The sequence below is a fragment of the Marseilla massiliensis genome (genome assembly GCF_016899855.1).
Lineage (GTDB): Bacteria > Bacteroidota > Bacteroidia > Bacteroidales > Bacteroidaceae > Prevotella.
In genome coordinates, this window is record NZ_JACJJG010000044.1 from 1 (window position 1) to 23,638 (window position 23,638).

Annotated in this window: 20 protein-coding genes, 1 tRNA gene and 1 pseudogene; 2 read left to right on the forward strand and 20 right to left on the reverse strand. The window is 53.2% G+C overall.

Annotated elements, in window-relative coordinates:
- Positions 1 to 257: pseudogene (locus tag H6A34_RS08665) on the forward strand (IS4 family transposase); the annotation flags it as partial.
- A 313-nt stretch (positions 258 to 570) separates the two neighbouring features.
- Here H6A34_RS08665 and H6A34_RS08670 read toward each other — a convergent pair.
- The 8 genes from H6A34_RS08670 to H6A34_RS08705 all read right to left on the reverse strand — a co-directional run bounded on the left by H6A34_RS08670 (position 571) and on the right by H6A34_RS08705 (position 6,376).
- Positions 571 to 641, reverse strand: a tRNA-Gln gene (locus H6A34_RS08670).
- 57 nt (positions 642 to 698) lie between these two features.
- Positions 699 to 2,000 (reverse strand): tyrosine--tRNA ligase, encoded by a 1,302-nt coding sequence (tyrS, locus tag H6A34_RS08675; protein WP_205104926.1) that lies wholly within the window; start codon positions 1,998 to 2,000, stop codon positions 699 to 701.
- Positions 2,001 to 2,120: 120 nt separating this feature from the next.
- Complete coding sequence (yidD, locus tag H6A34_RS08680; protein ID WP_021949405.1) at positions 2,121 to 2,363, reverse strand: membrane protein insertion efficiency factor YidD; 243 nt, start codon at positions 2,361 to 2,363, stop codon at positions 2,121 to 2,123.
- Positions 2,347 to 2,772: a ribonuclease P protein component gene (gene rnpA / locus H6A34_RS08685; RefSeq protein WP_021949406.1), complete on the reverse strand. Its 426-nt coding sequence runs from the start codon at positions 2,770 to 2,772 to the stop codon at positions 2,347 to 2,349. The genes yidD and rnpA overlap by 17 nt, the downstream gene beginning before the upstream one ends.
- Before the next feature lie 10 nt (positions 2,773 to 2,782).
- Positions 2,783 to 3,529: a uroporphyrinogen-III synthase gene (locus H6A34_RS08690; protein ID WP_205104929.1), complete on the reverse strand. Its 747-nt coding sequence runs from the start codon at positions 3,527 to 3,529 to the stop codon at positions 2,783 to 2,785.
- Between the two features lie 11 nt (positions 3,530 to 3,540).
- Positions 3,541 to 4,572: a DUF4271 domain-containing protein gene (locus tag H6A34_RS08695; RefSeq protein ID WP_021949409.1), complete on the reverse strand. Its 1,032-nt coding sequence runs from the start codon at positions 4,570 to 4,572 to the stop codon at positions 3,541 to 3,543.
- A 113-nt stretch (positions 4,573 to 4,685) separates the two neighbouring features.
- Entirely contained in the window at positions 4,686 to 5,951 is a 1,266-nt protein-coding gene (gene metK / locus H6A34_RS08700; RefSeq protein ID WP_205104931.1) for a methionine adenosyltransferase, read from the reverse strand.
- 107 nt (positions 5,952 to 6,058) lie between these two features.
- A complete protein-coding gene (locus tag H6A34_RS08705; protein ID WP_205104933.1) occupies positions 6,059 to 6,376 on the reverse strand; it encodes a nucleotidyltransferase domain-containing protein in 318 nt (105 codons plus the stop codon).
- Positions 6,377 to 6,885: 509 nt separating this feature from the next.
- Between H6A34_RS08705 and eno the strand changes: the two genes are divergently transcribed.
- Positions 6,886 to 8,193 carry a phosphopyruvate hydratase gene (gene eno / locus H6A34_RS08710; protein ID WP_205104935.1) on the forward strand — a complete coding sequence of 436 codons (1,308 nt, stop codon included), beginning with the start codon at positions 6,886 to 6,888 and terminating at the stop codon, positions 8,191 to 8,193.
- A gap of 109 nt (positions 8,194 to 8,302) precedes the next feature.
- Here the strand turns inward: eno and H6A34_RS08715 are convergent, their stop codons facing one another.
- The 12 genes from H6A34_RS08715 to H6A34_RS08770 all read right to left on the reverse strand — a co-directional run bounded on the left by H6A34_RS08715 (position 8,303) and on the right by H6A34_RS08770 (position 23,359).
- Positions 8,303 to 8,782, reverse strand: coding sequence for a DUF4251 domain-containing protein (locus H6A34_RS08715; RefSeq protein WP_205104937.1), 480 nt, complete (start codon positions 8,780 to 8,782; stop codon positions 8,303 to 8,305).
- Between the two features lie 32 nt (positions 8,783 to 8,814).
- Entirely contained in the window at positions 8,815 to 9,921 is a 1,107-nt protein-coding gene (gene glf / locus H6A34_RS08720; protein ID WP_205104939.1) for a UDP-galactopyranose mutase, read from the reverse strand.
- Positions 9,922 to 9,970: 49 nt separating this feature from the next.
- Positions 9,971 to 10,729, reverse strand: a complete 759-nt coding sequence (locus tag H6A34_RS08725; protein ID WP_205104941.1) for a glycosyltransferase family 32 protein — start codon at positions 10,727 to 10,729, stop codon at positions 9,971 to 9,973.
- The gene (locus H6A34_RS08730; protein ID WP_205104943.1) at positions 10,726 to 11,469 is read right to left on the reverse strand and encodes a lipopolysaccharide kinase InaA family protein; all 744 of its coding nucleotides are present in this window, start codon (positions 11,467 to 11,469) and stop codon (positions 10,726 to 10,728) included. Before H6A34_RS08730 ends, H6A34_RS08725 begins: the two co-directional genes overlap by 4 nt.
- Positions 11,466 to 12,494, reverse strand: a complete 1,029-nt coding sequence (locus H6A34_RS08735) for an NAD-dependent epimerase/dehydratase family protein (RefSeq protein WP_205104945.1) — start codon at positions 12,492 to 12,494, stop codon at positions 11,466 to 11,468. Before H6A34_RS08735 ends, H6A34_RS08730 begins: the two co-directional genes overlap by 4 nt.
- Position 12,495: 1 nt before the next feature.
- Positions 12,496 to 13,482, reverse strand: a complete 987-nt coding sequence (locus H6A34_RS08740; protein ID WP_205104947.1) for a glycosyltransferase family 4 protein — start codon at positions 13,480 to 13,482, stop codon at positions 12,496 to 12,498.
- A 22-nt stretch (positions 13,483 to 13,504) separates the two neighbouring features.
- The gene (locus H6A34_RS08745; RefSeq protein WP_021948517.1) at positions 13,505 to 14,419 is read right to left on the reverse strand and encodes a glycosyltransferase family 2 protein; all 915 of its coding nucleotides are present in this window, start codon (positions 14,417 to 14,419) and stop codon (positions 13,505 to 13,507) included.
- A gap of 205 nt (positions 14,420 to 14,624) precedes the next feature.
- Positions 14,625 to 15,767 carry a glycosyltransferase family 4 protein gene (locus tag H6A34_RS08750; RefSeq protein WP_205104949.1) on the reverse strand — a complete coding sequence of 381 codons (1,143 nt, stop codon included), beginning with the start codon at positions 15,765 to 15,767 and terminating at the stop codon, positions 14,625 to 14,627.
- Positions 15,768 to 15,841: 74 nt separating this feature from the next.
- A complete protein-coding gene (locus tag H6A34_RS08755) occupies positions 15,842 to 16,771 on the reverse strand; it encodes a lysophospholipid acyltransferase family protein (RefSeq protein WP_205104951.1) in 930 nt (309 codons plus the stop codon).
- 136 nt (positions 16,772 to 16,907) lie between these two features.
- Complete coding sequence (locus H6A34_RS08760; protein ID WP_205104953.1) at positions 16,908 to 18,737, reverse strand: ABC transporter ATP-binding protein; 1,830 nt, start codon at positions 18,735 to 18,737, stop codon at positions 16,908 to 16,910.
- A gap of 427 nt (positions 18,738 to 19,164) precedes the next feature.
- Positions 19,165 to 22,164: a protein translocase subunit SecDF gene (secDF, locus tag H6A34_RS08765; RefSeq protein WP_021947234.1), complete on the reverse strand. Its 3,000-nt coding sequence runs from the start codon at positions 22,162 to 22,164 to the stop codon at positions 19,165 to 19,167.
- Positions 22,165 to 22,261: 97 nt separating this feature from the next.
- Positions 22,262 to 23,359: an endonuclease/exonuclease/phosphatase family protein gene (locus H6A34_RS08770; RefSeq protein WP_205104955.1), complete on the reverse strand. Its 1,098-nt coding sequence runs from the start codon at positions 23,357 to 23,359 to the stop codon at positions 22,262 to 22,264.
- Positions 23,360 to 23,638: the final 279 nt, after the last annotated feature.

A 23,638-nucleotide genomic window follows, 5' to 3' on the forward strand; every position in this document is an offset into this window, starting at 1 on the left:
AGCACCTCAAGATAAAGAAATTCTGGGGCACAACAGAGAACGCCGTCCGCATACAAATCAGTGTGGCTATTATCACATACTGTCTTGTGGCTATTGTCCAACATGATATGAAGTTGAAACGCTCAACCTATGAAGTTTTGCAAATTCTCAGCATATCATTGACAGACAAAACCTACTTGCGTGACCTGTTCGACAAGACTAATTTCAATGATGTCAAAGATCTAAATAATCCCATTATTCCGGGGCTATTTGATTAATTGTTTAACTCGTCTCATTTTAACGGGACACTAATGTTATTGCAAAATTAGTAAAATAATCCAATATCAAAAAATAACAAATAAATTAATTAATTGCTTGAATAAAAATGGTACATATTTGAATTGGAAAATTTATAATTTCATAACTTGCGGTGTCAAAACTTAGTAATAATTTAAAGGTATCCTTTCGTGTGGCGGGAGGGCATCTTTCATCGCGCGGAAGGTGCCATTTTGCATCGCCGAAGGGCATCTTTTGCAAAACAGGAAGCCCCGCATTGCTCGGCGCAATGCGGGGCTTCGTTGCTCAATCATGTTGTCCAAAGCGGATTCGAACCACTACAAACAGAACCAAAACCTGTTGTGCTACCATTACACCATTGGACAATCACGGGTGCAAAGGTAGTGGTTTTTTACGCCACTACCAAAATTTTTCACTACTTTTTAGTCTTTTACGATTACCAAATAATAGTTTTTCTTGCCTCGCTGCACCAAAAGATACTTTCCGTCTATAAGGTCGTCGGCTGTTACCTGGCGGTCGAATGCGGTAAGTTTCTCCTTGTTCAGCGATACGCCTCCGCCCTGAACGAGCTTGCGCATCTCGCCCTTGCTGGCAAATACTGCCGCAGCCTGGGTGAATATTTCTACCGCGGGCTGGCCCAACTGGTCGCGCCCAATCTCGTATTGGGGTACGCCTTCGAATATGTCAAGAAGCGTCTGTTCGTCGAGTTTCAGCAGACTTTCCTTGGTAGACTTGCCGAAGAGGATGTTTGATGCCTCTATCGCGGCGTCAAGAGCCTCACGAGAGTGTACCATTACGGTAACCTCTTCGGCCAGGCGGCGCTGCAATGTGCGGCGGCCGGGGTCTTGCCTGTGTTCCTCAACGAGGGCGTCTATCGTTTCTTTGTCAAGGCTCGTGAATATCTTGATGTAACGTTCGGCATCGTCATCGCTCACATTCAGCCAGAACTGATAGAACTTATAGGGCGACGTGCGCTTGGGATCGAGCCAGATGTTGCCCGTCTCCGTCTTGCCGAATTTCTTTCCGTCAGCTTTCGTTATCAGCGGACATGTCAGGGCGAAAGCCTCAGCCTCGCCTCCGAGAGTGCGGCGGATAAGCTCCGTTCCGGTAGTCATGTTGCCCCACTGGTCGTTTCCTCCCATCTGGAGTTTGCACCCCTTATGCTGGTAGAGGTAGAGGAAGTCATAGCCTTGGAGCAGCTGGTATGTGAACTCAGTAAACGAAAGGCCGTCGCGGGCTTCGCCGTTCAGGCGCTGCTGAACGCTCTCCTTAGCCATCATGTAGTTCACGGTGATGTGCTTTCCAACCTCACGGGCGAACTGGAGGAAGCCCATATCCTTCATCCAGTCGTAGTTGTTGACAAGCTCGGCACGGTTAGGCGCGTCGCTTTCAAAGTCGAGGAACTTGGCCAGCTGCTTTTTAATGCACTCCTGGTTGTGGCGCAGTGTGTCTTCGTCGAGCAGGTTACGCTCGAGGCTTTTGCCCGATGGGTCGCCTATCATGCCGGTAGCTCCGCCGACGAGGGCCAGCGGTTTGTGGCCGCAACGCTGCAGGTGACGCAACATCATCACGCCACAGAGGTGACCGATGTGGAGCGAATCAGCAGTAGGATCAGTGCCGAGATAAGCCGTTACCTGCTCTTTCATGAGTAGTTCCTCGGTTCCGGGCATGATTTGGCTCAGCATACCTCGCCATTTAAGTTCTTCAACAAAGTTTTTGTTCATCGAATGAGATACTTTAATTTATTATTTTGTGATAGGACGGATGGGTCTAATGGACCTGATAAGACCGATAAGACGCACCGCCACGGGTTTCTTAATTCTTAACTCTTAATTATTAACTTCCTACGGAACGGGGTCGTATCCGCTCCCGCCCCACGGGTTGCAACGTAATATCCTCCATATCGCAAGGGCAAGACCCTTGACCGGCCCGTGCTTTTTCAACGCCTGCTTGGCGTATTCAGAGCATGTAGGCGTAAACCGGCATGAGGGCGGGGTAAACGGTGATATGCACTTCTGGTAAAACAATATCGGAAGGCACAACAGCCAAACGATGGCTTCCGACAGTGCTTTAAGGACACGTTTCATTCTGCTTGTCAAGCTTTTCGGCTATGCGTTGCAGCAGGTTGGCCACGCGGGTTTCCACCTCGGCTGTATTCCACAGCTTGTCGTCAAGCCAAATGAAAGCCATCTTCAGCTCAATGCCGCACTGTGCGTCAAGACGCCTGTAAATGACGTCCTTATTCTTCCGATAGGCCTCGCGCACTTGTCTTTTTACCCTGTTGCGCTTCACCGCGCGCTTAAAGCAACGCTTCGGCACGCTCACCAGCATCCGTGCACCGGGCTTGCAGCCGTCGGCATGGGACATGGCATAGACCAAACGGAGGGGGAACGCCGACATTGAGCGGCTTCCGCCTCTTGTGAACAGGCTGTCGATGTCTTTCTTGCCACACAGCCGTTCATCCTTGCGGAATGTCATGGTGCCGTGTCCGGGCATACATATATTGTTACTTGTTTTTCTTCAGGAACTCGTTAAGGGCGCTCGTCATTGACGGGAATTGCTGGGTAGGAGCCTCAACCTTCACCTCAAGTCCGGCGTCGTGGGCGGCCTTTGCCGTAGCGGGGCCGAACGTGCCGACTACCACCTTGCCGTTCATCGTGTCGCCAAAAGTATTCTTGAAGGCGTTGATTCCCGACGGGCTGAAGAATATGCACATGTCGTAATCGAAGGTCTTTACCTCTTCCTCGGTGAAATCGTTGCTCACCGTACGGTACATTACGCACTCGGCATGGGTCAGCTTCTTTGAGTCAAGCAGTTTCTTAACCGTATCGTCGTGAACGTCGCTCATCGGAACGAGGTACCTCTCGCCCTTGTGCTTCACCATAGTAGGCAGCAGGTCGTCTATCTTTCCCGTCTTGCCGAAGAACACCTTGCGCTTCCTGTACTGCACGTATTTCTGGATATAGAGGGCTATTGTCTCCGTAACGCAAAAATATTTCATCGTCTCCGGTATTTCAAGCCTCATCTCCTTTGCCAGGTTGAAGTAATTATCTATGGCATGACGCGACGTAAACACTACGGCAGAGTAGTTGAGAATACTGATTTTCTGTTGGCGGAACTCTTTTGAGGACAGCCCTTCTACTTTTATAAACGGACGGAAGACCAATTCTACGCCATACTCTTTCTCCATCTCGAAATAAGGTGACTTGTCACTGCTGGGTTTCGGTTGTGACACTAAGATTTTTCTTACCATCTGTCAATTCACTAAAAGTTTATTTTCAAATAATCTACTACGTTTACCAATACGCCCCACAACGCGAGCAAGGGCATTATTTCAAGGGCACAAAAGTACAAAATTATCTGCAAAAAAAAGGCTTTATGTTTGAAAAACACTATAAAACTCTTGTAAAGCAAAGACATTTTAACCAAAGCAATGACAAAAAAGACATAAATTATGGCTTTTTGCATTGAAAGGTCAAAATACGACACGAGCAGCACAAGGGGGAATAGCGCCACGCCCTCCATCGACGTGGCGAAGAGCAGCGACTTGAGCCACTTAACGCTCTTGCGGCTGCCGAAGAACACGCTGTTGACGGCCCAATATACCAGCAGCCTGAAGCCGAAGTAGGCTACGTATATGCCGAAAAACACCGCCACGAGCTGGTACTGTGACGACAGGATGAACGTGTCGGCAACGTTCTCAAGGGTATAAATGAACGATATTATGGCGAAAAGCAGGCATGTCAGCAACACGAAGAACGACTGTGAGCGCACCTCGGCCGAGGTTTCCGAATAGTCGGACGATATGTTCTTGGTGCCGCGGAAGAACTGTTTTGCCTGTATCGTGATGAAGCGCCGTGTATTGGCGAACGCCAGCATGGCTATGATGAAACATCCTATGAGCAGCGCCGTAAGCGTATTGTCGCCCTGTATGGTATATGGCACAGGGTCGCCGGCTATGCCGCTGCGGCTGTTGCCTATCTCCGGACGGAAGGTGGAGTCGTTACGGAAGAACCTGTCGATGTATGCCTCGGGCTGCACTACCTCGCCCGGGCGTGTCCACTTCTCCTGCCCCGGCAGCGTGAGCGTGTCGGGACGGGTGCTAAGGTGGGTGTTCACCACATGGAAGTTGGCCTGTATCGCAGAGTCCTGCTGCTCGGGCGTAGCGTCCTCGGGCAACTGCTTCAGCACCTCGTATGGCGTGCGGGCCTTGCCCCGGTATCCGGCGGCGGGCGCCGCTTCAGCCTGCGCCGCTGCCCCCGTTACGGTTGTAGAGTCAGCTTGATTGACTGCCATGGTAGTTGTTTTATAGGCCGGACAGGCCTAATCAGGCTGATAAGCCGGATAAGGCTGATGGGTCTAATAGGACTAATAGGCCTTATAAGCCATCGGATTCCTCACTCTTAATCTTAGTTCTTGATTTTCAGCTCCTTGCGTATCTCGTCAACCATGTCGAGCTTTTCCCATGTGAACAGCTCAACGTCGATGGTCTTCTTCTCGTGGTAACGGCTGGTGAAGGTCTTGCTTACGACCTCGTTCCTGCGGCCCATGTGGCCGTAGGCGGCGGTCTCGAGATACATCGGCTGGCGCAGTTTCAGCTCGCGTTCGATGGCCTTCGGCCTGAGGTCGAACATCCGTGAAATCTTTGAAGCAATCTCGCCGTCGGTCATATCGACGTGGCTCTTGCCGTAGGTGTTGACGTAAATGCTTACGGGCTCGGCCTTGCCGATGGCGTAGCTTACCTGCACGAGCATCTCGTCGGCCACTCCCGCTGCCACCATGTTCTTGGCGATATGGCGCGCGGCGTAAGCTGCCGAGCGGTCAACCTTGCTCGAGTCCTTGCCCGAGAAGGCGCCTCCGCCGTGTGCGCCCTTGCCTCCGTAGGTGTCAACGATTATCTTGCGGCCTGTCAGTCCGGTGTCGCCGTTGGGGCCGCCGATAACGAACTTGCCCGTAGGATTGACCAAGTAAGTTATGTCGTCGTTGAACAGCGCGAGCACCTTCTCCGAATGAATCTGCTCCTTTACACGGGGTATGAGTATGTGCTTGACGTCGTCCTCGATGCGCGCCAGCATGCGCGCGTCGTCCGTGTCGAACTCGTCGTGCTGCGTAGAAACCACGATTGTCGTTATGCGCTGTGGCACTCCGTCGTCAGAGTACTCCACGGTAACCTGGCTCTTGGAGTCCGGCCTGAGGTAGGTCATTTGCTTTCCTTCCTTGCGTATGTCGGCCAGCGTGCGCATGATGAGGTGCGCCAGGTCGAGCGTAACGGGCATATAGTTCTCCGTCTCGTTGCATGCGTAGCCGAACATCATGCCCTGGTCGCCGGCGCCCTGGTCCTCTACGGTGCCGTTGTCGACGCCGCGGTTGATGTCGTCGCTCTGCTCGTGGATGGCGTTCAGAATGCCGCACGAGTCGCCGTCAAACTGGTATTCCGACTTGGTATAGCCTATCTTCTTGATAGTCCTGCGCGCGATGGTCTGCAAGTCGATGTACTCGCTGCTGCGCACCTCGCCCGCAATGACAACCTGTCCGGTGGTAACCAATGTCTCCACGGCTACCCTCGCGTCGGCGTCGTAGGCCAGGAACTGGTCAAGTATGGCGTCCGAAATCTGGTCGGATACCTTGTCGGGATGTCCTTCCGACACTGATTCTGAAGAAAACAAATATGACATATTTCTTTGCTTAATTATAAATGGGTTGCAAAGTTACGCCATTTATAATTAACGGCAAAATAAAACGGGGTATTTAACTGATTTTTCAGGGACAGTAAAAATATGACTTATCCCTTCAATACGATTTTATCACGTTCCACATTCTTGTTGTAAGGCAGGAACGACCACGAGGCCCATTGTTGCCTTGTATAGACAGAAGGGTTTATTTCCTCGCCAATCTCCCATCCCAATTCACGGAAAGGATACGCCACGCCATAGTCACCGGCCTCGAGTTTAGGCTTGTCCAATAAGATAAGCAAGTCCCAGTCTGAACCTATACGGGCGTCTCCACGAGCTTGCGAACCGTAAAGGAACAAAGAACTGCCGGCCGGTAATGTCGACATAGCCAAGTTCTTGATGCGTTCTATGATTTTATCACGCTTCATCCTATATGCAAAGATAGTTAAAGATGAGCGCAATGGCAAGAAAAAGACGAAGTTTTTTAATGATAATTGTTGCGCGCTTTCCTTCATGTCTTTGCCGTGAATAAACCGCGACTCCATATTCGCGTCCTCTGTCCACGCAGGTGTGCCGCGCTGTAATACGCCATCTTTCGTCTTCCAAAAGGCTGTCTTTTGCAACGCAATTGACGGCATATTGCAACGCGAAAGACGGCCTTTTGCAAACCCTCTGGCTGTCAACGACTTACAAGACCTCCACCGAAACCACGCCCATCAACCCCCTACCCCAAAAACCGGACAACCCCAAAACCGCATAACCGCACGGCCGCATAACCCCAAAACCGCATAACCTTATAACCTTATTTATATATTAATAAAAATTAAATAGCCCGAAATAAGGCGGCGGATTGTTTCCTTTTTTCCCGATTTTACTGTAACTTTGCGGGCAAAATCGAGAAAACATAAATTACGACTCTTTTAAACTTAAGGTAATTATGAAGATTGAAAAAGTGCATGCAAGAGAAATCCTCGACTCAAGAGGCAACCCCACGGTTGAAGTAGAAGTAACCCTCGAAAACGGCGTCATGGGCCGCGCAGCCGTTCCGTCAGGAGCGTCTACAGGCGAGAACGAAGCCCTCGAGCTTCGCGACGGCGACAAGAACCGCTACCTTGGCAAGGGTGTACTCAAGGCCGTGGATAACGTCAACAACATCATCGCGCCGGCATTGAAGGGCGACTGCGTCTTCGACCAGCGCGCTATCGACTATAAGATGCTGGCTCTCGACGGAACTCCCACAAAGAGCAAGCTCGGCGCCAACGCCATCCTCGGCGTGTCTCTGGCTACCGCACAGGCTGCTGCCAAGGCTCTCGGCATGCCCCTCTACCGCTATATCGGCGGCTGCAACTCATACACAATGCCCGTTCCGATGATGAACATCATCAACGGCGGCGCTCACTCTGACGCGCCTATCGCATTCCAGGAGTTCATGATTCGTCCCGTAGGCGCTCCCAACGAGAAGGAAGCTATCCGCATGGGCGCAGAGGTATTCCACGCTCTCGCTAAGCTGTTGAAGAAGCGCGGACTCTCTACCGCAGTAGGCGACGAGGGCGGTTTCGCTCCCGCACTTGACGGCATCGAGGACGCTCTCGAGAGCATCTGCCAGGCTATCAAGGACGCAGGTTACGAGCCGGGCAAGGACGTAAAGATCGCTATGGACTGCGCAGCCAGCGAGTTCGCAGTATGCGAGAACGGCGAGTGGTACTATGACTACCGCCAGCTGAAGGACGGAAAGAAGAAGGATCCTAACGGCAAGAAGCTCACCGCAGAGGAGCAGATCAAGTACCTCGAGGAGCTCATCACCAAATATCCTATCGACTCTATCGAGGACGGACTCGACGAGAACGACTGGGACAACTGGGTTAAGCTGACCGCTGCCATCGGCGACCGCTGCCAGCTGGTAGGCGACGACCTGTTCGTTACCAACGTTAAGTTCCTCGAGAAGGGTATCAAGATGGGTGCAGCTAACTCTATCCTGATCAAGGTTAACCAGATCGGTTCGCTCACCGAGACCCTCGACGCAATCGAGATGGCTCACCGCCACGGCTACACAACCGTTACATCTCACCGCTCTGGCGAGACCGAGGACACCACTATCGCAGACATCGCGGTAGCTACCAACTCAGGCCAGATCAAGACCGGTTCAATGAGCCGCACCGACCGTATGGCTAAGTACAACCAGCTCATCCGCATCGAGGAGGAGCTCGGCGACACAGCACGCTACGGATACACCAAGCTGAAATAATCATTTATTTCATAAATAATGAAGGCGGACAGGAATCTTACGAATCCTGTCCGCCTTTCTTTTATCCCGCCGGCGCTAAGCTACGCCGCGGCCGCTGACGTAGGCAAAGTCATTCCAGCTCGCCGCTGTAGCTGATACGCGAGCGCTGCTGCGGCTGCACGTCAATCGAGACCTGGCCGTTGTCGAAAACGTCTACCGTGAAACGGTAAGTATCCTCGTCGTTGCGGGTGCTGAACTCAACGCGCGTCCTCCCACGCTTCATCTTCCTTACGTCATATTCAGTCGTCAACGCCTTGAAGTTAAGCCCCTTTCCGCCGCCGTAAGGCAGAGTATAGCCGCGCCCGAAGTACGGCAGATATACCGTAACACTGTCGCCGCTTACCTCCAGTCCGTAGTCGCCCGTCACCTGTACGGCCGCCCCGCGTATGGGGTAAGCCGTCCTTATGCCAACCCTGTAACGGCCCGACTCGATACTCTCGGCCACCATCCCGGCCTTCTCGCGCCGCCTTTCGTCACGCGCCACCTTGTCCGCCGTAGCGCAAGAGGCCAGCGTAAGCACCGCGATGATTAGAGAAATTAAGCATTTCATAATACCTCCTTTTCCTTGATTTCAGGTAATTCCTACATTATATTCTGCCGAAACAGCCTTAAAGCTTCGGCTATGGTGTCGTCCATATCGAAGTAGGCGTACTGCCCGAGACGGCCGCCGAAAAGTACGTTACCTTGCGCCTCGGCCATCCGTTTATATTCATTTGCTACGGCGTTATTGCGCTTGTCGTTGATTGGATAGTAAGGCTCTTTATCCTCGTTCCATGTATCGGGATACTCATACGTCACGACCGTGGTTGGCTGAGTGCCGTATTCAAAATGCTTATGCTCGATTACGCGGGTGTAGGGAACGTCCGCCGAGGTATAGTTTACTACCGCGTTGCCCTGGAAGTTAGGGGTATCGAGCCTCTTAGTGTCAAACCTCAGGCTGCGGTATTCAAGCCTTCCGCAGCGGTAGTCGAAGTATTTGTCTATCATTCCGGTGAACACCGTAACGTTTGCCAGGCCGTCAAGTTCGGCACGGTTGGCAAAGTAATCGGTGTCAAGACGCACCTCCACGCCGCTCAGCAGAGCGTCAATCAGGCGGTTATATCCGCCCGTGGGTATGCCCTGATACGGGTCGTTGAAGTAATTGTTGTCGAAAGTCAGCCTTACGGGCACGCGCTTTATTATCTCGGCGGGCAGCTCTCGGGCGGGCCGTCCCCACTGTTTCTCGGTATATCCCTTTATCAGCGTCTCGTAAATGTCGTGTCCGCAAAGTTTCAAAGCCTGCTCCTCGAAGTTAGCGGGGCACTCTATATTGGCGTACTCAGCCCGTTGTTCGGCCAGCTTCTCCTCAGCTTCTGCGGGCGTATGGACGCCCCACAGCTGGTAAAACGTATTCATGTTGAACGGCAGGTTGTACAGTTTGCCGCGGTAGTTGGCTATCGGAGAGTTGGTGTAGCGGTTGAACTCTACGAGCGAGTTGACGTATTGCCACACCTCGCGGTTGTCCGTATGGAAGATGTGCGCACCGTATTCGTGCACGTTTATGCCGTCAATGTTTTCACAGTAAAGGTTCCCTCCGGCATGCTTGCGCCTGTCTATGACAAGACAGCGCTTGCCAGCATTCTTTGCTTCGTGGGCGAATACCGAGCCGAAAAGCCCCGAACCTACTATAAGGTAATCGTATGTTTTCATTAGTATCGTGGCAGAATATGTGACAATTCACGAGTTTAATATATTGTTTTCAGGCATTTCTGCTCTTCAAGCCATGGTTTTTCAGCCAGCGGTTGAACTTTTCCCATGCCGTAGGTGTCCAGCTGTGGGCACACAGATGTATTGCCCGTGTGCGCGGTGTAACCTCATGCTTGTTGCCGGCGAACATGCTCGAGGCGTATATCTTTATGTTTCCGCTGAGGTCTTGGTCTACGTCTTTATATACAAAACCGTATTTTTCGGCTATCCGGGCGTATATCATCGGCGACACGACCTTGATTGATAGCGAGCCGTCAGGATTGATGAAGCTCTGTTGTCCGTACCAGTCGAGCACGTCCTTGACGAACGGACAGCCGGCTTCGGCGCCCATCACGGCGGCCTGTATCATTATTCCTGACACGAATCCGTCTTTTATGCGGTGGCCATCGGCGTCAATCATGTCCCACGCTCCGTCCTTATCGGCCTGCGTAGGGTGGTATTCAAGTGATGACATGAAACTGAAGCCGAGCAGGTCGTCAAACCTTTTGGTCACCTTGACGTCAGAGTCAAGATATATTCCACCCTCCGTATAGAGGGCATACATGCGTATGTAGTCGGCAGCGAAGGCCCACTTGCGCTTACGGCAGGCCTCCTCCACGAATGGCACCGACGTTATGTCGAAGGCTTTAGTGTCCCATAGCTTCAGCTCGTAGTCGGGCATAATGCGCCTCCATGTATCGATGCATTTCCTGATATTGCGGGGCAACGGGTCGCCGCTTAGCCAGCAGTAGTGTATTTTCTTTGGTATCATCGTTTTGTAAAGCGTTTCTTTATCTTGTGCCTCACGTCCTTGTCGTGCTCGAATTTCTCGATTTTACGTATTATGTCGGCCGAGGCCTTATCAGGGTTAAACCCGCGGCATGTGGCGTATTGCCTTATTACATAGTCGAGCAGAGGCTTGTAGTGGGTAAGGCGTTTCAGATTTTCAATGCACTCATTGTATGACGGATGGTGGAACTTTGAGCGGTTGGTGTCAATCAGCCAGAACGTTACGGTGCCGTCGGCGCCGGTCTCGTAAAGTATGTTGCCGAGGTTGGTGTCGCCGTGCAGCACGCCGTGCTCATGCATTTTTGCAAGGTATGCGGCCAGCTTGTCGGCCAGGGCGGTGTCGAATCCAGGGCGTTGCAGGGGCGTGGTGAGCGCCGGCAGGTGACACGCGGCCGATATGAAGTAGCTGTCAGAGAGCAGGCCACCGTCCTTTATCTCGATAAATGCGGCCTCATGCGGCGTTTTGAGCCCCCTCTTGCGCAGCTCGGCGGCGTACAGATAGGCACGTTCGGCCTTGCTCTTTTTGAAAAACGTGTAGGCGATGCGCTGTATTATGTTTGGCCGTTTGTATCGTTTCACTATAAGCTCGGTACCGTCGACAGTGAACGATTTTACCGTGTTGCGGCCTGAGTGTAGCAGAGTGCCGCCTCCGTCAAACTTTTCCGGCACCATGCGTATAAAGTTTTCACATTGCCTGTAAGCGCCGTTTATGACTATTTTCATAGTCCGTGGTATTCGTTAAACCACTTTACGAACTCGCGTATGCCTTCTTTCAGCGTGACGCGAGGCTTGTATCCTATCTCGGTCTCGAGCCTCGTGGTGTCTGCCCAGGTGCGGCTTACATCGCCGGGCTGCATTGGCAGCAGTATCTTTTCGGCATTCCGGCCGAGGCCGTTCTCCAGTTCGCCGATGAAGTCCATGAGGTTTACGGGGCTGCCCAGGCCGATGTTGTATATGCGGTAGGGCAGGTTGTTAGGGTTGCGGGCCGGATCAGGCTTGCTGTCGAGCACCATCAGCGTGCCGTTTGCGATATCGTCGATGTACGTGAAGTCGCGCATCATGTCGCCGTGGTTGAAAACCTTGATTGGCTTGCCCTGCATTATGGCCTCGGCAAACAGCATTGGGGCCATGTCGGGACGGCCGGCGGGTCCGTATACAGTAAAGTAACGCAAACCGGTGCATGCCGTTCCGTACAGTTTGCAGTAGGCGTGGGCCATCAGTTCGTTGCTCTTCTTGCTCGCCGCGTAAAGGCTTACGGGGCTAATAACGACATCATCCTCGCTGAACGGCACTTTCGAGTTTAGGCCGTAAACCGAGCTTGACGAGGCGTAGACGAGGTGCTCCACTCCGAAGTTGCGGCAGCACTCGAGGATATTCAGGAATCCGATGTAGTTGCTGTGCATGTAGGCGTAGGGGTTGGCTATGGAGTATCTCACGCCGGCCTGCGCCGCGAGATGCAGTATCTTGTCGAACTTTGTCATGCCGAAAAGCAGGTCTATGGCGCCTTTATCCTCGATGTCGGTGCGCAGGAAGGTGTAGTTGGGCCACTTAGAGCTTTGCTTGTGGCTGCCCATCGGCATGTCTGGCGTTACGTCAATGCCAGCTCTCTTGAGGCGGGCACACTTCAAGGCGGGCGAGTAATAGTCGTTGATGTTGTCAAGACCTACTACCTCGTCGCCCCTCTGTGCCAGCAGTTCGGCACATCGGCTGCCGATAAAACCGGCGGCTCCCGTTACGAGTATCTTCATGCTATATGTCTTGTTTTTTTAGATATTCAAGTATGTTTTCGGCTACATTGGCCCAGTCGAAGCGCTTAATGCTCTCCCTCGCCGCCGTGCCGAGGCGCCGACGCAGCTCCTCATCGGCGTAAAGCTCCTTTATATGCTTGGCGAAACAGAAGCGCCAGCGTGCCGAGCGTATGGCGTTCACACCGTCTTCAACGAGGTCGAGCGTGCCCGCCTTCGACGTTATTACAGGCAGGGCGCAGGCCATGGCCTCGGCCACGGAGTTATTCCAGCCCGAGTAATGGGGGTTCTCGGCCGACACGAAGCAGTCGGCACGGTTGAAAAGTTCGGAGTTGCGGTTGAACGGATGACCGATAACAAACTCCAGCGGGCACTTGCACTTGAAGTCTCTCAGCTTCTGCGCGGCCGTCTCGCTTACCGGCGTATCATACAGAAGCAGCTTTATGTCGTAGCCTTGGCGGTATAGCTTCTCGCAGGCGCTGACGACGTAGTGGGTACCCTTTACGCGCTCCACTATGCGGCCGTAGGCCATAACGACGAACGGTCGGCCCTTGACCTCGTAGCTCTGCTTGGGCTTATAGTTGGCTACGGTCACTCCGCCTACGGCCTTGAACGTCTTACGTCCGTATTTACTGAGGTCATATTCGTAAATGTTCGACGAGCAGGCAAACACCTCCACGTCCTTGTCGGCCATCAGGTGTTTTATCCTCTCGCGTTTCCTTACGTGGTAGAATATCTTGTGGCGGGCCTTCGAGGCCTTGACCATAGGCATCATCTCAGGCGTGGTGGTCCACAGGGCGTCAAGCTCGGTGTCGCCGATGCGGCTGAATGTGCTCATCTCGCCCTTGTAGTCGAACCATGTAGGGCCTTGTCCGTCAGGAGTGAAGACGATAAACCTGTGGCCTTTCGCTACGAAGATGTTGCCCAGTTCGAGAAATCGTTTCACTCCGCCGTACAGTTTAGTGTGGGGTAGAAGTACTCCTAATATCATTGTTTCAAGGTAGTTGGTGTTGTTAAAATTTCTCCCAAGCCTTCCATGCGGGGCCGAAGTCCTTGGTCATCAGCCAGTAGAGGGCCTTCATGCGGCAGCGTATCAGTTCGCCACGCAGCTTTGCCTTCGTGGGCATAGCTGCTGCCAAGGTCTCGCTGTACGGCGAGCCGTTGTGGGTGAAGAGGCGGCGGAAGGTGCCGTTGGTCATTCCCCACTTAAGCAGGAACTGCATCTGGCCCATGTTCTTGCGTATGCGAGTGGTCGACTTGGTCTCGAAGTGGTACACGCGGCTTGCCGACACGCCCTTCATCCGCCGTATGCCGCACAGCCATAGCTTGGCCGTGAAGTCAGGGTCGCTGTACATTCCGGGCGACAGCTCTACGCTGTAACCGCCCACGAGATCCCAAATGTCGCGATGGACGATGTTCGGCGGGAGGGTAGAGCCAAGCCAGTCAGGGGCTTCGTAGCTCATGTATTCCCTCAGAAGGTCGGCCTCACGGAATGTCTGTATCGTGTCGCCGTAGTCGGCGTTGATTACCGCCTTGTTGGGCGTATGCGGCTGTATGGTTGTGGCCGACAGGAAGAAGCGGTTGTCCGGCTGGCGCTTTATCTCGTCGTAAAGTGCCGCATCCCATCCGGGCAGGGCGTACATGTCGTCGTTGATGAACAGGATGTAGTCGGTCTTTACCTTACTGCGCATCATGTTCATGGCCAGGCATACGCCTACGTTGCCGTCGGTGGCGGTATAGTCGAGCCCCTGCTCGGCCACCCATTGCCGCGTGCCGTCGCTGCCGTCGTTGACGTGTATGATAATCTGATGGCTGTACGTCGAGTTCTTCCGTATGCTGTCCACGCATACTTTGAGGAACTCAAGGTTGTTCCACGTCGGTATCAGGATGGAGAAAAGCTGCCGGTTGTTGTCGTTCTTTTCGGTCATTGTCTTCGCTCTTGATGTTGTTTAAAATGTATGTTGCCGTACCGTCGCGTGCGGACGGCAGCCGCCTGTTTTGCGGAATGCCGTCTTCCGTCACGTGAAAGGCCGTATTTTGCAGTGTAAAAGGCCGTAAATTGCAAGGCGAAAGACAGCCTTTTGCAACATGCTGGATTACAGGTAGTTACGTTGACGGTCGTGTCTGCCCTTTTCAGAGGTCGGCACCGAGCAGGCGTGAGTACACCTGAATCACCTGGCGGGCTACGTCGGCGTTTTCGAACCGGCTGATGTATTGCATGCCGGTAGCTATGCGCTCATCACGCCCGGGCATGCCCTTAAGGCTTTGCTTTATGGCGTCGGCCATGCCGTAAACGTCGTCCGGGTCAACGTATATCGTGGCGTTGCCGCCCGCCTCTTCAAGACAGCTGCCTGTGCAGGCCACTACGGGCAGACCGCTCTGTATGCCCTCTATCACGGGCAGGCCGAAGCCTTCGTAACGTGAGGGGTAGACGCACGCCTCTGCCATCTGGTATATGGCTGGCAGGTCGTCGGCAGGCACGTTGTGCAGGAACCTCACTCGTCGGCTAAGTCCGTTTGCCTCGACAAAGTGTTTTACGCGTTCGGCGTATTTTGACGGCCTGCCCACGACTACGAGGCTTATCTCGTCGGGCAGCAGGCGCATGGCCTTCACAGCCAGTATGATGTTCTTGCGCTCTTCTATCGTGCCCACGCTTACCACATAACGTTCGGGCAGCATGTAGGCGGTGTGCACCTCCTGCAGCTTCTTCTCGCCCTCGCGCAGCTTGTAGCGGGTGCCGCAGCTTTGGTAGATAACGTCAATCTTCTCGGCGGGAACGTCGCCGTAGAGCATTACATCGCGCTTTGTACACTCGCTGATGGCTATTATCCGGTCGGCCTCCCGGCACGTCTTGCGGAATTTCCAGGCGTATATCTTCCGGTCTAACCAGCCGTACCATTCGGGATGGCGCATGAAGATGACATCGTGCATGGTGACGACAGTCTTTATGCCCGTATCCTTAATGCCTACGGGCAGCTCGCCCGACAGGCCGTGATACAAGCGCACGCCATCGCGTACGAGGTCTTTCACTATGCCGAACGTGCGCCACGTGGCACGCGACAGGCCGCCAATACCGTTGTCAGGATATACGTACCTTACGTTCGTCCGTGGTTTTATCTGGCGGCGCAAGGCGTCGTCGCCCGTGCCGGGAGTGTAGAGGTTGAGCATTGTGCCCGGTTGTACAGCCTCGGCAATGTCGTTTACCAGAGTGCGGCCATAACTGCCAAGGCCCGTGTTGTTGTAGGCTATGCGCTTGGCGTCGTATCCTATTATCATGTCGTTATTACTGTTAAAAACCGGCGGAAGGTTATTCCGCCTTAATATCCCTCCTTCCTTACCGTATCATATTGTTACTTCTCCACCACGTGGCCGTTCTCTATCTTGTACAGGCGGTCAAACTCCTCGTGTGTGCGCTTCCAGCGGTTGTGGCTCCAGAGATAGTAGCGGGGCTCGCGGCGGATGGTCTGCTCGAGCATGGCGAAGTAGCGGCGGGTTATCTCGAATTCAGGCAGCGACGCAGGGTCGGCGGTCATCAGCTTGAACGTGTATATGTACTTGCCGCGGCGGGGACGCTCTACGTCGATGTAGAACACGGTGTTGCCCATCTTTCTCATCAGTCTTTCGGCCCCAGTAAACACGGGAGTGTCGTGATTGAGGAAGGGCAGCCACAGGTGGATATTCTGGTAGCGGGGGGCCTGGTCGGCTATGTAGCCAAAGATGTTCATGAGGTTCTGACGACGGAAGGAGACGAGATAACGCAGTATGTCCTGCTTGGGTACGCACACGCCGCCCATGCTCTGGCGCATCTTTATGAAAAGACGGTCGAACATCTTGTTGCGTTGCGGCTTGTAGATAAGACCCACTACGGCCTCAGTGTGCCGCTTGAACATAAGCCCCGTGGCCGAAAGCAGTTCCCAATTACCGTAATGCCCCAATATGCCGGCACACGTCTGGCCGCGGTCGAAGCTGGCCTCTATCTCCTCGGTATTGCGGAACTCAACGTGGCGCAGCAGCTCCTTGCGGGACACGGTCATGAGCTTTACCGTCTCGACGAAGTAGTCGCAGAGCCAGCGGTAGAAACCTTTTTCTATGTCGCGGAGTTCTTCCTGCGACTTTTCGGGAAACGACGTTGAGAGATTGTTGCGTACGATGGCTATACGATAGCGCGCAACACGGTGTATGATGAGGTACATCAAGTCTGACAAGACGTAAAGCGCCTTGTACGGAAGTAGCGACACAAGGTATAATGCCGCGTATGTGATGACTTGTAGAAATTTCATTTTCCTTCTTTTAAGCCAACGGGTTGACAAGCTGTCCGGTTGACAAGCGACGCACTGGCGGCCCAGCAACGGGGCGTGCCATACTTGCGCACATCTCCTCGTCGACTTGTAGACTTGTCTACCTGTCTACTGAATATCACGTTTTCTGCATGTCGTTCAGCTTCTTGTAATAGCCGTCCATGGCGAGCAGTTCGTCATGCGTGCCGCGCTCAACTATCTCGCCTTCATGTACGACGCATATCTCGTCGGCATTACGTATGGTTGACAGGCGGTGGGCGATTGCCACGGTGGTGCGCGTCTTCATCAGGTGCTCGAGCGCCTGTTGCACAAGGCGCTCGCTCTCGGTGTCAAGCGCCGACGTTGCCTCGTCAAGGATAAGTATGGGCGGATTCTTGAGTATGGCGCGCGCTATGCTGACGCGCTGGCGCTGTCCTCCGGACAGGCGGCTGCCGCGGTCGCCGATGTTGGTGTCGTAGCCGTGCTCGGTCTCCATGATGAAGTCGTGCGCGTTGGCTACCTTGGCCGCTGCCTCTATCTGCTGCTGCGTGGCGTTGTCAACGCCGAAGGTGATGTTGCCTCGGAACGAGTCGTTGAAAAGTATCGCCTCCTGGTTGACGTTGCCGATAAGCTGGCGCAGGTCGTGTATGGCCATGTCCTTCACGTTGACGCCGTCGATGAGCACCTCGCCCTCCTGCACGTCATAGTAACGGGGTATGAGGTCGACGAGCGTCGACTTGCCGCCGCCGCTCTGCCCAACGATGGCTACGGTCTTGCCTTTCTCTATGGTGAGGTTGACGTGGCGCAACACCCACTTCTCTCCGTAGCGGAACGATACGTCGCGGAACTCTATCGAGTGGTTGAACCCGCTTACGTGGACGGGGTCTGGGCGTTCCTTGATGTCGTTCTCGGCCTTCAGTATCTTGTCAACGCGCTCCATAGAGGCCAGTCCCTTGGGGATGTTGTAGCCGGCCTTGGAGAACTCCTTGAGCGCGTTGATTATGCTGTACAGAATAACCATGTAGTAAATGAACGTGGGACCGCTGAGCCCCTTGCCGTCGAGCACGAGCATTCCACCGAACCACATCACGATGACAATCATCAGCGTGCCGAGAAACTCGCTCATGGGATGGGCCATCTGCTGGCGTGTGTTGACACGGAGGATGTTGTCACGGTACTCTGAATTTATCTTGTCGAAGCGCCGGTTCATCTTCTCCTCGGCGCAGAAGGCCTTGATTATGCGCAGCCCTCCGAGGGTTTCCTCAACCTGGCTCATCGTGTCGCTCCACAATGACTGCGCCTTGATGGACTTCTGCTTGAGCTTACGCCCGACAATCCCCATAATCCAGCCCATAAGGGGCACGAAGATGAGGGTGAAGAGGGTGAGCTGCCAGCTGATGATTACCAGCGTAGCGAAATAGAAGATGATGAGTATGGGGTTCTTGAACAGCATGTCGAGCGATGACATGATGGAGCTTTCTATCTCCTGCACGTCGCCGCTCATGCGGGCTATGATGTCGCCCTTGCGCTCCTCGGAGAAAAAACCGAGCGGCAGCGAGGTGATCTTGCGGTACAGCTGGTTGCGGATGTCACGCACCACGCCCGTGCGTATGGGGATGATGGTGGCCGAGGAAAGGAAGTAGGCCCCCGTCTTCAGGAACGTGGCGAAGGCGAGAAACAGGCCTATGACGAGCAGGGTATAGCTCGGGCCGAACTCGGCTATTAGCCGGCCGACGTAATATTCGCCGAAATTAGTCAGCGACTCCTTCAGATTGCCCCAGTCCCAAGCCGCCAGCGTGGTCACGGAAGTAGCGTCGCCCGTCTTGAAGAGAATCTGCAAGATGGGCATTATTGTCATGAACGAAAATATGTTCAACACCGCCGAAAGGATGTTGAATATCACCGACAGCGCCAGGTACTTCTTGTACGGGGGCACAAAACGGCGCAATACTTGCAGAAATTCTTTCATTAATCAGAAGCTTCTCTTTATCTTAAGAGTCTTAAGTTTTTGCAAAGGTAATATTTTTATACATAAGAACAAAATTTTAAATGAAAAGTGAGTGTTTAGACATGAAAAATCGGTTATGGCCGTCACTCCACACAACATGCCGCCCTTGGCCGTCCTGACGGCCGGCAGGCACGGCAACGGGCGCCGCCAACTCCAAGCCAAGGCGTACACCAGCCATTTGCGGAAGACGGCCTTTTGCAGTTCCGTTTGTCGCCTTTCGCCCTGCGTTATGCCACCTTTTGCGACGCGTTTTGCCGCCTCCTGCAAAACTGCCGACCCCAACAGGCCAACCATACGGCTTGCCGCCGCACGATAAAACAGCAAAAGGGGAAGGCGTTATGCCTTCCCCTTCACTGTATATATGTAATAAAGTTTATTCTGTCGCGGCTTACTTTGCCAAAGCGGCGTTGCCCAAGCTGCGCTCCTTACGGCCGAGAGTGAAGTATGCTATCGGCGCCGCAACGAAGATTGACGAGAACGTTCCGAATACGATACCGAGAATCATCGCGAGCGAGAAGCTGCGGATACTTTCGCCGGCAAAGAAGAAACAGATAATCAACACGAGCAGAGTAGCCGAACCGGTGTTGACCGTACGTGCGAGCGTCTGGTTGAGAGAGTCGTTGAACAACGTCCATCTGTCACGCTTGCCGTACAGGTGCATGTTCTCACGGATACGGTCGAACACAACCACCTTGTCGTTGATTGAGTAACCGATGACGGTCAGGATTGAACCGATGAACGTCTGGTCGACCTCAAGCGACATTGGCACGAGCCCCCACAGCAGCGAGTACATACCCAACACGAATATCGTATCAAACGTAAGCGCGAGCGTAGAGCCAAGCGAGAACGCCACGTTGCGGAAACGCAACAGGATGTAAAGGAAGATGGCGATGATGGCTATTACGACACTGATTACGGCACTTCGCGTTATATCCTTTGCCACTGAAGGTCCTACCTTGGCGCTGCTGATGATAGAACCGCCCTCGCGTATGTCAGGATTGCGGAACTTGTCAAAGCTGTCCTGGGTAACGAACCCAGCCTTCTTCAACGACGTAAAGAGAATGTTCTCAACCTCCTCGTCGGTAGCCGGATTGTTGGACTCTATCTTGTAGTTGGTCGTTATACGTATTGTCTTGCCGTCAACACCCAACGCGATAGCGCTGAATGTAGACTCGCCGAACGCTCCTTCAAGCGCGTCACGTATCTGCTCAGGCTGCACAGCCTTCTCGAACTTCACTACGTAGTTGCGTCCGCCGGTGAAGTCGATACTCTTGCTGAAGCCGCGGAACATGAAGCTGATGATGAATATCAGGGTAAGCGCACCCCAAATGATGAACGAGCGCTTGTAGTTGCCCATGAAGTTGAAGTTGGTGTTCTGAGGCATCTTGCGCGAGATGGGCGTAGAGAACGTCAGGTTCTGCCACTTGTCCTTCTTCATCTTGTGGTCGTAGACCAGACGTGTCATGTATATGGCGGTGAAGAACGAACAGCAGATACCGATGATGAGCGTCAAGGCGAAGCCTCGTATCGGGCCGCTGCCGAACACGGCAAGGATGACACCGGTGATGATTGACGTCAAGTTAGAGTCGAAGATGGCAGAGAACGCGTTTTCGTAACCAGCCTTGATGGCCGACTTAACGGCCAGTCCCTTGGCCAGCTCCTCCTTGGCACGCTCGTAGATAAGCACGTTAGCGTCGACGGCCATACCCAACGACAACAGCAAACCGGCGATACCCGGCATTGTCAAGGCCGTCTGGAAGGAGCTCATGATGCCCAACGTGAAGAACAGATTGAACAAAAGGGCCATGTTGGCAAGCATACCCGGTATGAAGTTATACAGGATAACCATGTATGCCATGAGGATGATGAAGGCTATTACGAACGAGATCAAGCCCTGCTGGATTGACTGCGCGCCGAGTGACGGACCTACGACATCCTCCTGTACGATACGTGCCGGAGCCGGCATACGTCCGGACTTGAGTGTGTTGGCAAGGTCTTTTGTATCCTCGATAGTGAAGTTTCCGCTGATTTCAGAGCTTCCTCCAGATATCTCGCCGTTAACTCTCGGGGCGCTGTAGACAGAGCCGTCGAGCACGATAGCTATCGCACGGCCTACGTTTGCCTTGGTAAGTGAAGCCCAACGGCGCGCGCCGTCAGAATTCATCTCCATGTTTACGGTAGGACGGCCGGTAACGCTGTTGAACTCGTCACGTGCATCCGTGATAACGTCTCCTTCGAGCGGAGCGCGTCCGTTGCTCTGTGTGACCTTCAGGGCGTGCAGCTCAAAGATGTTCTTTGCCGACAATCCGTCGGTAGGTTTAGCGCTCCACATCAGCTTCAGGTCTGAAGGCAGTACACGCTTGGCAGCCTCTGAATAGATGATTTTGTCTATCGCAGCGGTGTCGCGGACATGAGCGTAGCCTACAATGCTGAGAGAGCCCTGCGGAGTTGTCTGCAAGCGCGAGAGCAGCGGGTGCAGTTTGTGTGCCTGCTCGGTCTGAGCGTCAGCCTGTGCGGCAGCGGTCTCGGCAGCCGAAGCGTCCTTGTTTATCTGGAATTTAGGTTTAGCGGTTGTGGCCTTGGCAGTCTCCTGCGCTACGGCTGCGGTGTCCTTAACGGCTGTAGTGTCAGCCTGCTCGCCGCCGTTTGCGACGATTTGGTCGAGCTGCGCAAGGTATGGAGTAACCTCCTCGCTGTTGAATGTCTCCCAGAACTCGAGGTTGGCGCTACCCTGCAGGAGCTTACGGATACGCTCCGGCTCGCGGATACCTGGCATTTCGACCATTATTCGGCCTTCCTGTCCTTCCAGTTTCTGTATGTTCGGCTGTACTACGCCGAACTTGTCGATACGGTTACGCACTACGATATACGAGTTTTCGATAGCCGTCTGCACTTCGGCGCGCAATGCCCTTTCGACCTCAGCGTCGGTGCTTTGCGTGCTTACTTTACCTTTCAGCTGCTGTGTGGCGAATACTTCAGCCAGCCTGTGTCCGGGCGCATTCTGGCGGTAATGCTTGATGAAAAGCGAGATGAAGTCACTCTGGCTCGTTTCCTCTTCCTTGATAGCCTCTTCCATCGACTTGCGGTAAGCGGCATCCGTCTTGTGGTCGGCAAGCATGTCCACCACGTCGGGCACGGAAATCTCGAGCACAACGTTCATTCCGCCCTTAAGGTCAAGGCCGAGTCCGATTTGTGTCTCAAGACATTTCTTGTACGAGTAAATGCCGAGGTACTTCACGGAGTCCTTGTAATCCTGCTGAGCTACCGGATCCTTTATTTTCGCCGCCTGGCTGTCGTAATAGCTGGTAGCCACGGAGAACGAAAGATAAAAGATGCTCGCAAGAGTCAAAAGAACGGATAAGACAATTACGATTCCTTTGTTTTGCATTTTATTTATTGTTTATTTTTAATGTTTTTTCTTATCTGGCATTATAGCGTGCAAAGATATACAAAAATTCATACTTTGAAAAATTTAAAGCCTTTTATTATTCATTTTGGCCGTCATTTTCGCCCTTTACGTGCTTTTTGAGCCAGCAATAAATGGGGTAATGGTCTGAATAACTGATGCTTCTGTCCACTTTGCACTTGTACGGGCGCCAGTCTTCCGAGCACATTATGTTGTCTATCCTAACGTAGATGGCGTTGTGGTGGTACGATATTCCGGGGCCGTTGCCCGAGGCTACGTAACAGTCCGTAAGCAACTTGGCGAGGGTACGGTGGGCGTAGGATATCGGACTGTCGTTGAAGTCGCCGCAGAGTATCACGCTGCCCTTGCTCTCACGCACGTATTTTGCCACCGCGTCAACCTGCGGAGCGCGGATTCTTACCGACTTGCCGAGGGCTTCGGCCAGGCGTCGCGACTCTGCCTTGATGGTGTCCTTGTTAGAGTCGCCCTTTACCATCTTCTTGAATCCGGCGCGGTCGGCCAGGGATATGCCTGTAGACTCGAAGTGGTTGTTCACCACGGTAACGGTGTCATCGCCTATCTTAACGACGAAGGCGGCGCTAAGGTTGCCGCCCGACTTGTACTCTATGCGGTCTTTCGAGAGGATGGGGTGCTTGCTCATCAGCACCAGGCAGTCACCCCGTCCGGGATGGATTACCGAGTCACAATAGTCGTACACACCCTTGACGCCGTCGAGTATGGCGTCATTGAGGCGCGCCTCCTGCAGGCACACGATGTCGGCATCGCTGTTGATGATATAGTCGAGTATCGGGTTCGGCGTGTCTTCGGGAGGATTGTCGGCCACGAAACCGTGGACGTTGTACGACAGGACCTTAATTGCCCCGGCGGGCACGTCACGGCTTATGTTGAGCGGCCAGTAAGTACGTATGGGGGAATATCCGGCCAAGAGGCCGGCGAATGATATGAGCGCGTATTTCTTCTTGACAAAAAGGAAAAAGAACATAAAGCATACATTGACGGCAAGGAACACGGGAAAAGCCAGTCCGACGTTTGCCCAGAACGAGTGCTCCACAGGATTTATCCGGTCAGAATAGCCTATGAGCAACATCGTGGCAACCGTCACGACGTTGGCTCCGGCAAGGACCTGAAGCGTTATGTTCTTTATTTTGCGTATCATTGTTTTCTTTTACTTTGGTAGTTAAGGAGTTATGGAGTAAAGGAGTTAAGACAAATGGCTTGTTAAGTGAAGAGTGAAGAACTGAAAGTCAGCGTTAAGCTAATTAAGGATGAAATGTTCATTGCCTGACAGGCAAATTTGACTATTCATTTTTCATTATTAACCATTCATTGATTATTCATTCAACGAAGCATTTGTCTTGACTCCTTTACTCCATAACTCCTTAACTACCAAAGTAAAAGAAAACAATGATACGCAAAATAAAGAACATAACGCTTC

What these genes read in the sequence shown, in the direction of transcription:
- H6A34_RS08755 (WP_205104951.1), bottom strand. Translation starts at nt 16,771, where the DNA reads ATGAAATTTCTACAAGTCATCACATACGCGGCATTATACCTTGTGTCG.
- H6A34_RS08705 (WP_205104933.1), bottom strand. Translation starts at nt 6,376, where the DNA reads ATGAAGCGTGATAAAATCATAGAACGCATCAAGAACTTGGCTATGTCG.
- secDF (WP_021947234.1), bottom strand. Translation starts at nt 22,164, where the DNA reads ATGCAAAACAAAGGAATCGTAATTGTCTTATCCGTTCTTTTGACTCTT.
- H6A34_RS08740 (WP_205104947.1), bottom strand. Translation starts at nt 13,482, where the DNA reads ATGATATTAGGAGTACTTCTACCCCACACTAAACTGTACGGCGGAGTG.
- metK (WP_205104931.1), bottom strand. Translation starts at nt 5,951, where the DNA reads ATGTCATATTTGTTTTCTTCAGAATCAGTGTCGGAAGGACATCCCGAC.
- H6A34_RS08730 (WP_205104943.1), bottom strand. Translation starts at nt 11,469, where the DNA reads ATGAAAATAGTCATAAACGGCGCTTACAGGCAATGTGAAAACTTTATA.
- H6A34_RS08760 (WP_205104953.1), bottom strand. Translation starts at nt 18,737, where the DNA reads ATGAAAGAATTTCTGCAAGTATTGCGCCGTTTTGTGCCCCCGTACAAG.
- yidD (WP_021949405.1), bottom strand. Translation starts at nt 2,363, where the DNA reads ATGAAACGTGTCCTTAAAGCACTGTCGGAAGCCATCGTTTGGCTGTTG.
- H6A34_RS08770 (WP_205104955.1), bottom strand. Translation starts at nt 23,359, where the DNA reads ATGATACGCAAAATAAAGAACATAACGCTTCAGGTCCTTGCCGGAGCC.
- H6A34_RS08715 (WP_205104937.1), bottom strand. Translation starts at nt 8,782, where the DNA reads ATGAAATGCTTAATTTCTCTAATCATCGCGGTGCTTACGCTGGCCTCT.
- rnpA (WP_021949406.1), bottom strand. Translation starts at nt 2,772, where the DNA reads ATGCCCGGACACGGCACCATGACATTCCGCAAGGATGAACGGCTGTGT.
- H6A34_RS08690 (WP_205104929.1), bottom strand. Translation starts at nt 3,529, where the DNA reads ATGGTAAGAAAAATCTTAGTGTCACAACCGAAACCCAGCAGTGACAAG.
- H6A34_RS08695 (WP_021949409.1), bottom strand. Translation starts at nt 4,572, where the DNA reads ATGGCAGTCAATCAAGCTGACTCTACAACCGTAACGGGGGCAGCGGCG.
- H6A34_RS08745 (WP_021948517.1), bottom strand. Translation starts at nt 14,419, where the DNA reads ATGACCGAAAAGAACGACAACAACCGGCAGCTTTTCTCCATCCTGATA.
- H6A34_RS08725 (WP_205104941.1), bottom strand. Translation starts at nt 10,729, where the DNA reads ATGATACCAAAGAAAATACACTACTGCTGGCTAAGCGGCGACCCGTTG.
- H6A34_RS08750 (WP_205104949.1), bottom strand. Translation starts at nt 15,767, where the DNA reads ATGATAATAGGATACGACGCCAAGCGCATAGCCTACAACAACACGGGC.
- tyrS (WP_205104926.1), bottom strand. Translation starts at nt 2,000, where the DNA reads ATGAACAAAAACTTTGTTGAAGAACTTAAATGGCGAGGTATGCTGAGC.
- glf (WP_205104939.1), bottom strand. Translation starts at nt 9,921, where the DNA reads ATGAAAACATACGATTACCTTATAGTAGGTTCGGGGCTTTTCGGCTCG.
- eno (WP_205104935.1), top strand. Translation starts at nt 6,886, where the DNA reads ATGAAGATTGAAAAAGTGCATGCAAGAGAAATCCTCGACTCAAGAGGC.
- H6A34_RS08735 (WP_205104945.1), bottom strand. Translation starts at nt 12,494, where the DNA reads ATGAAGATACTCGTAACGGGAGCCGCCGGTTTTATCGGCAGCCGATGT.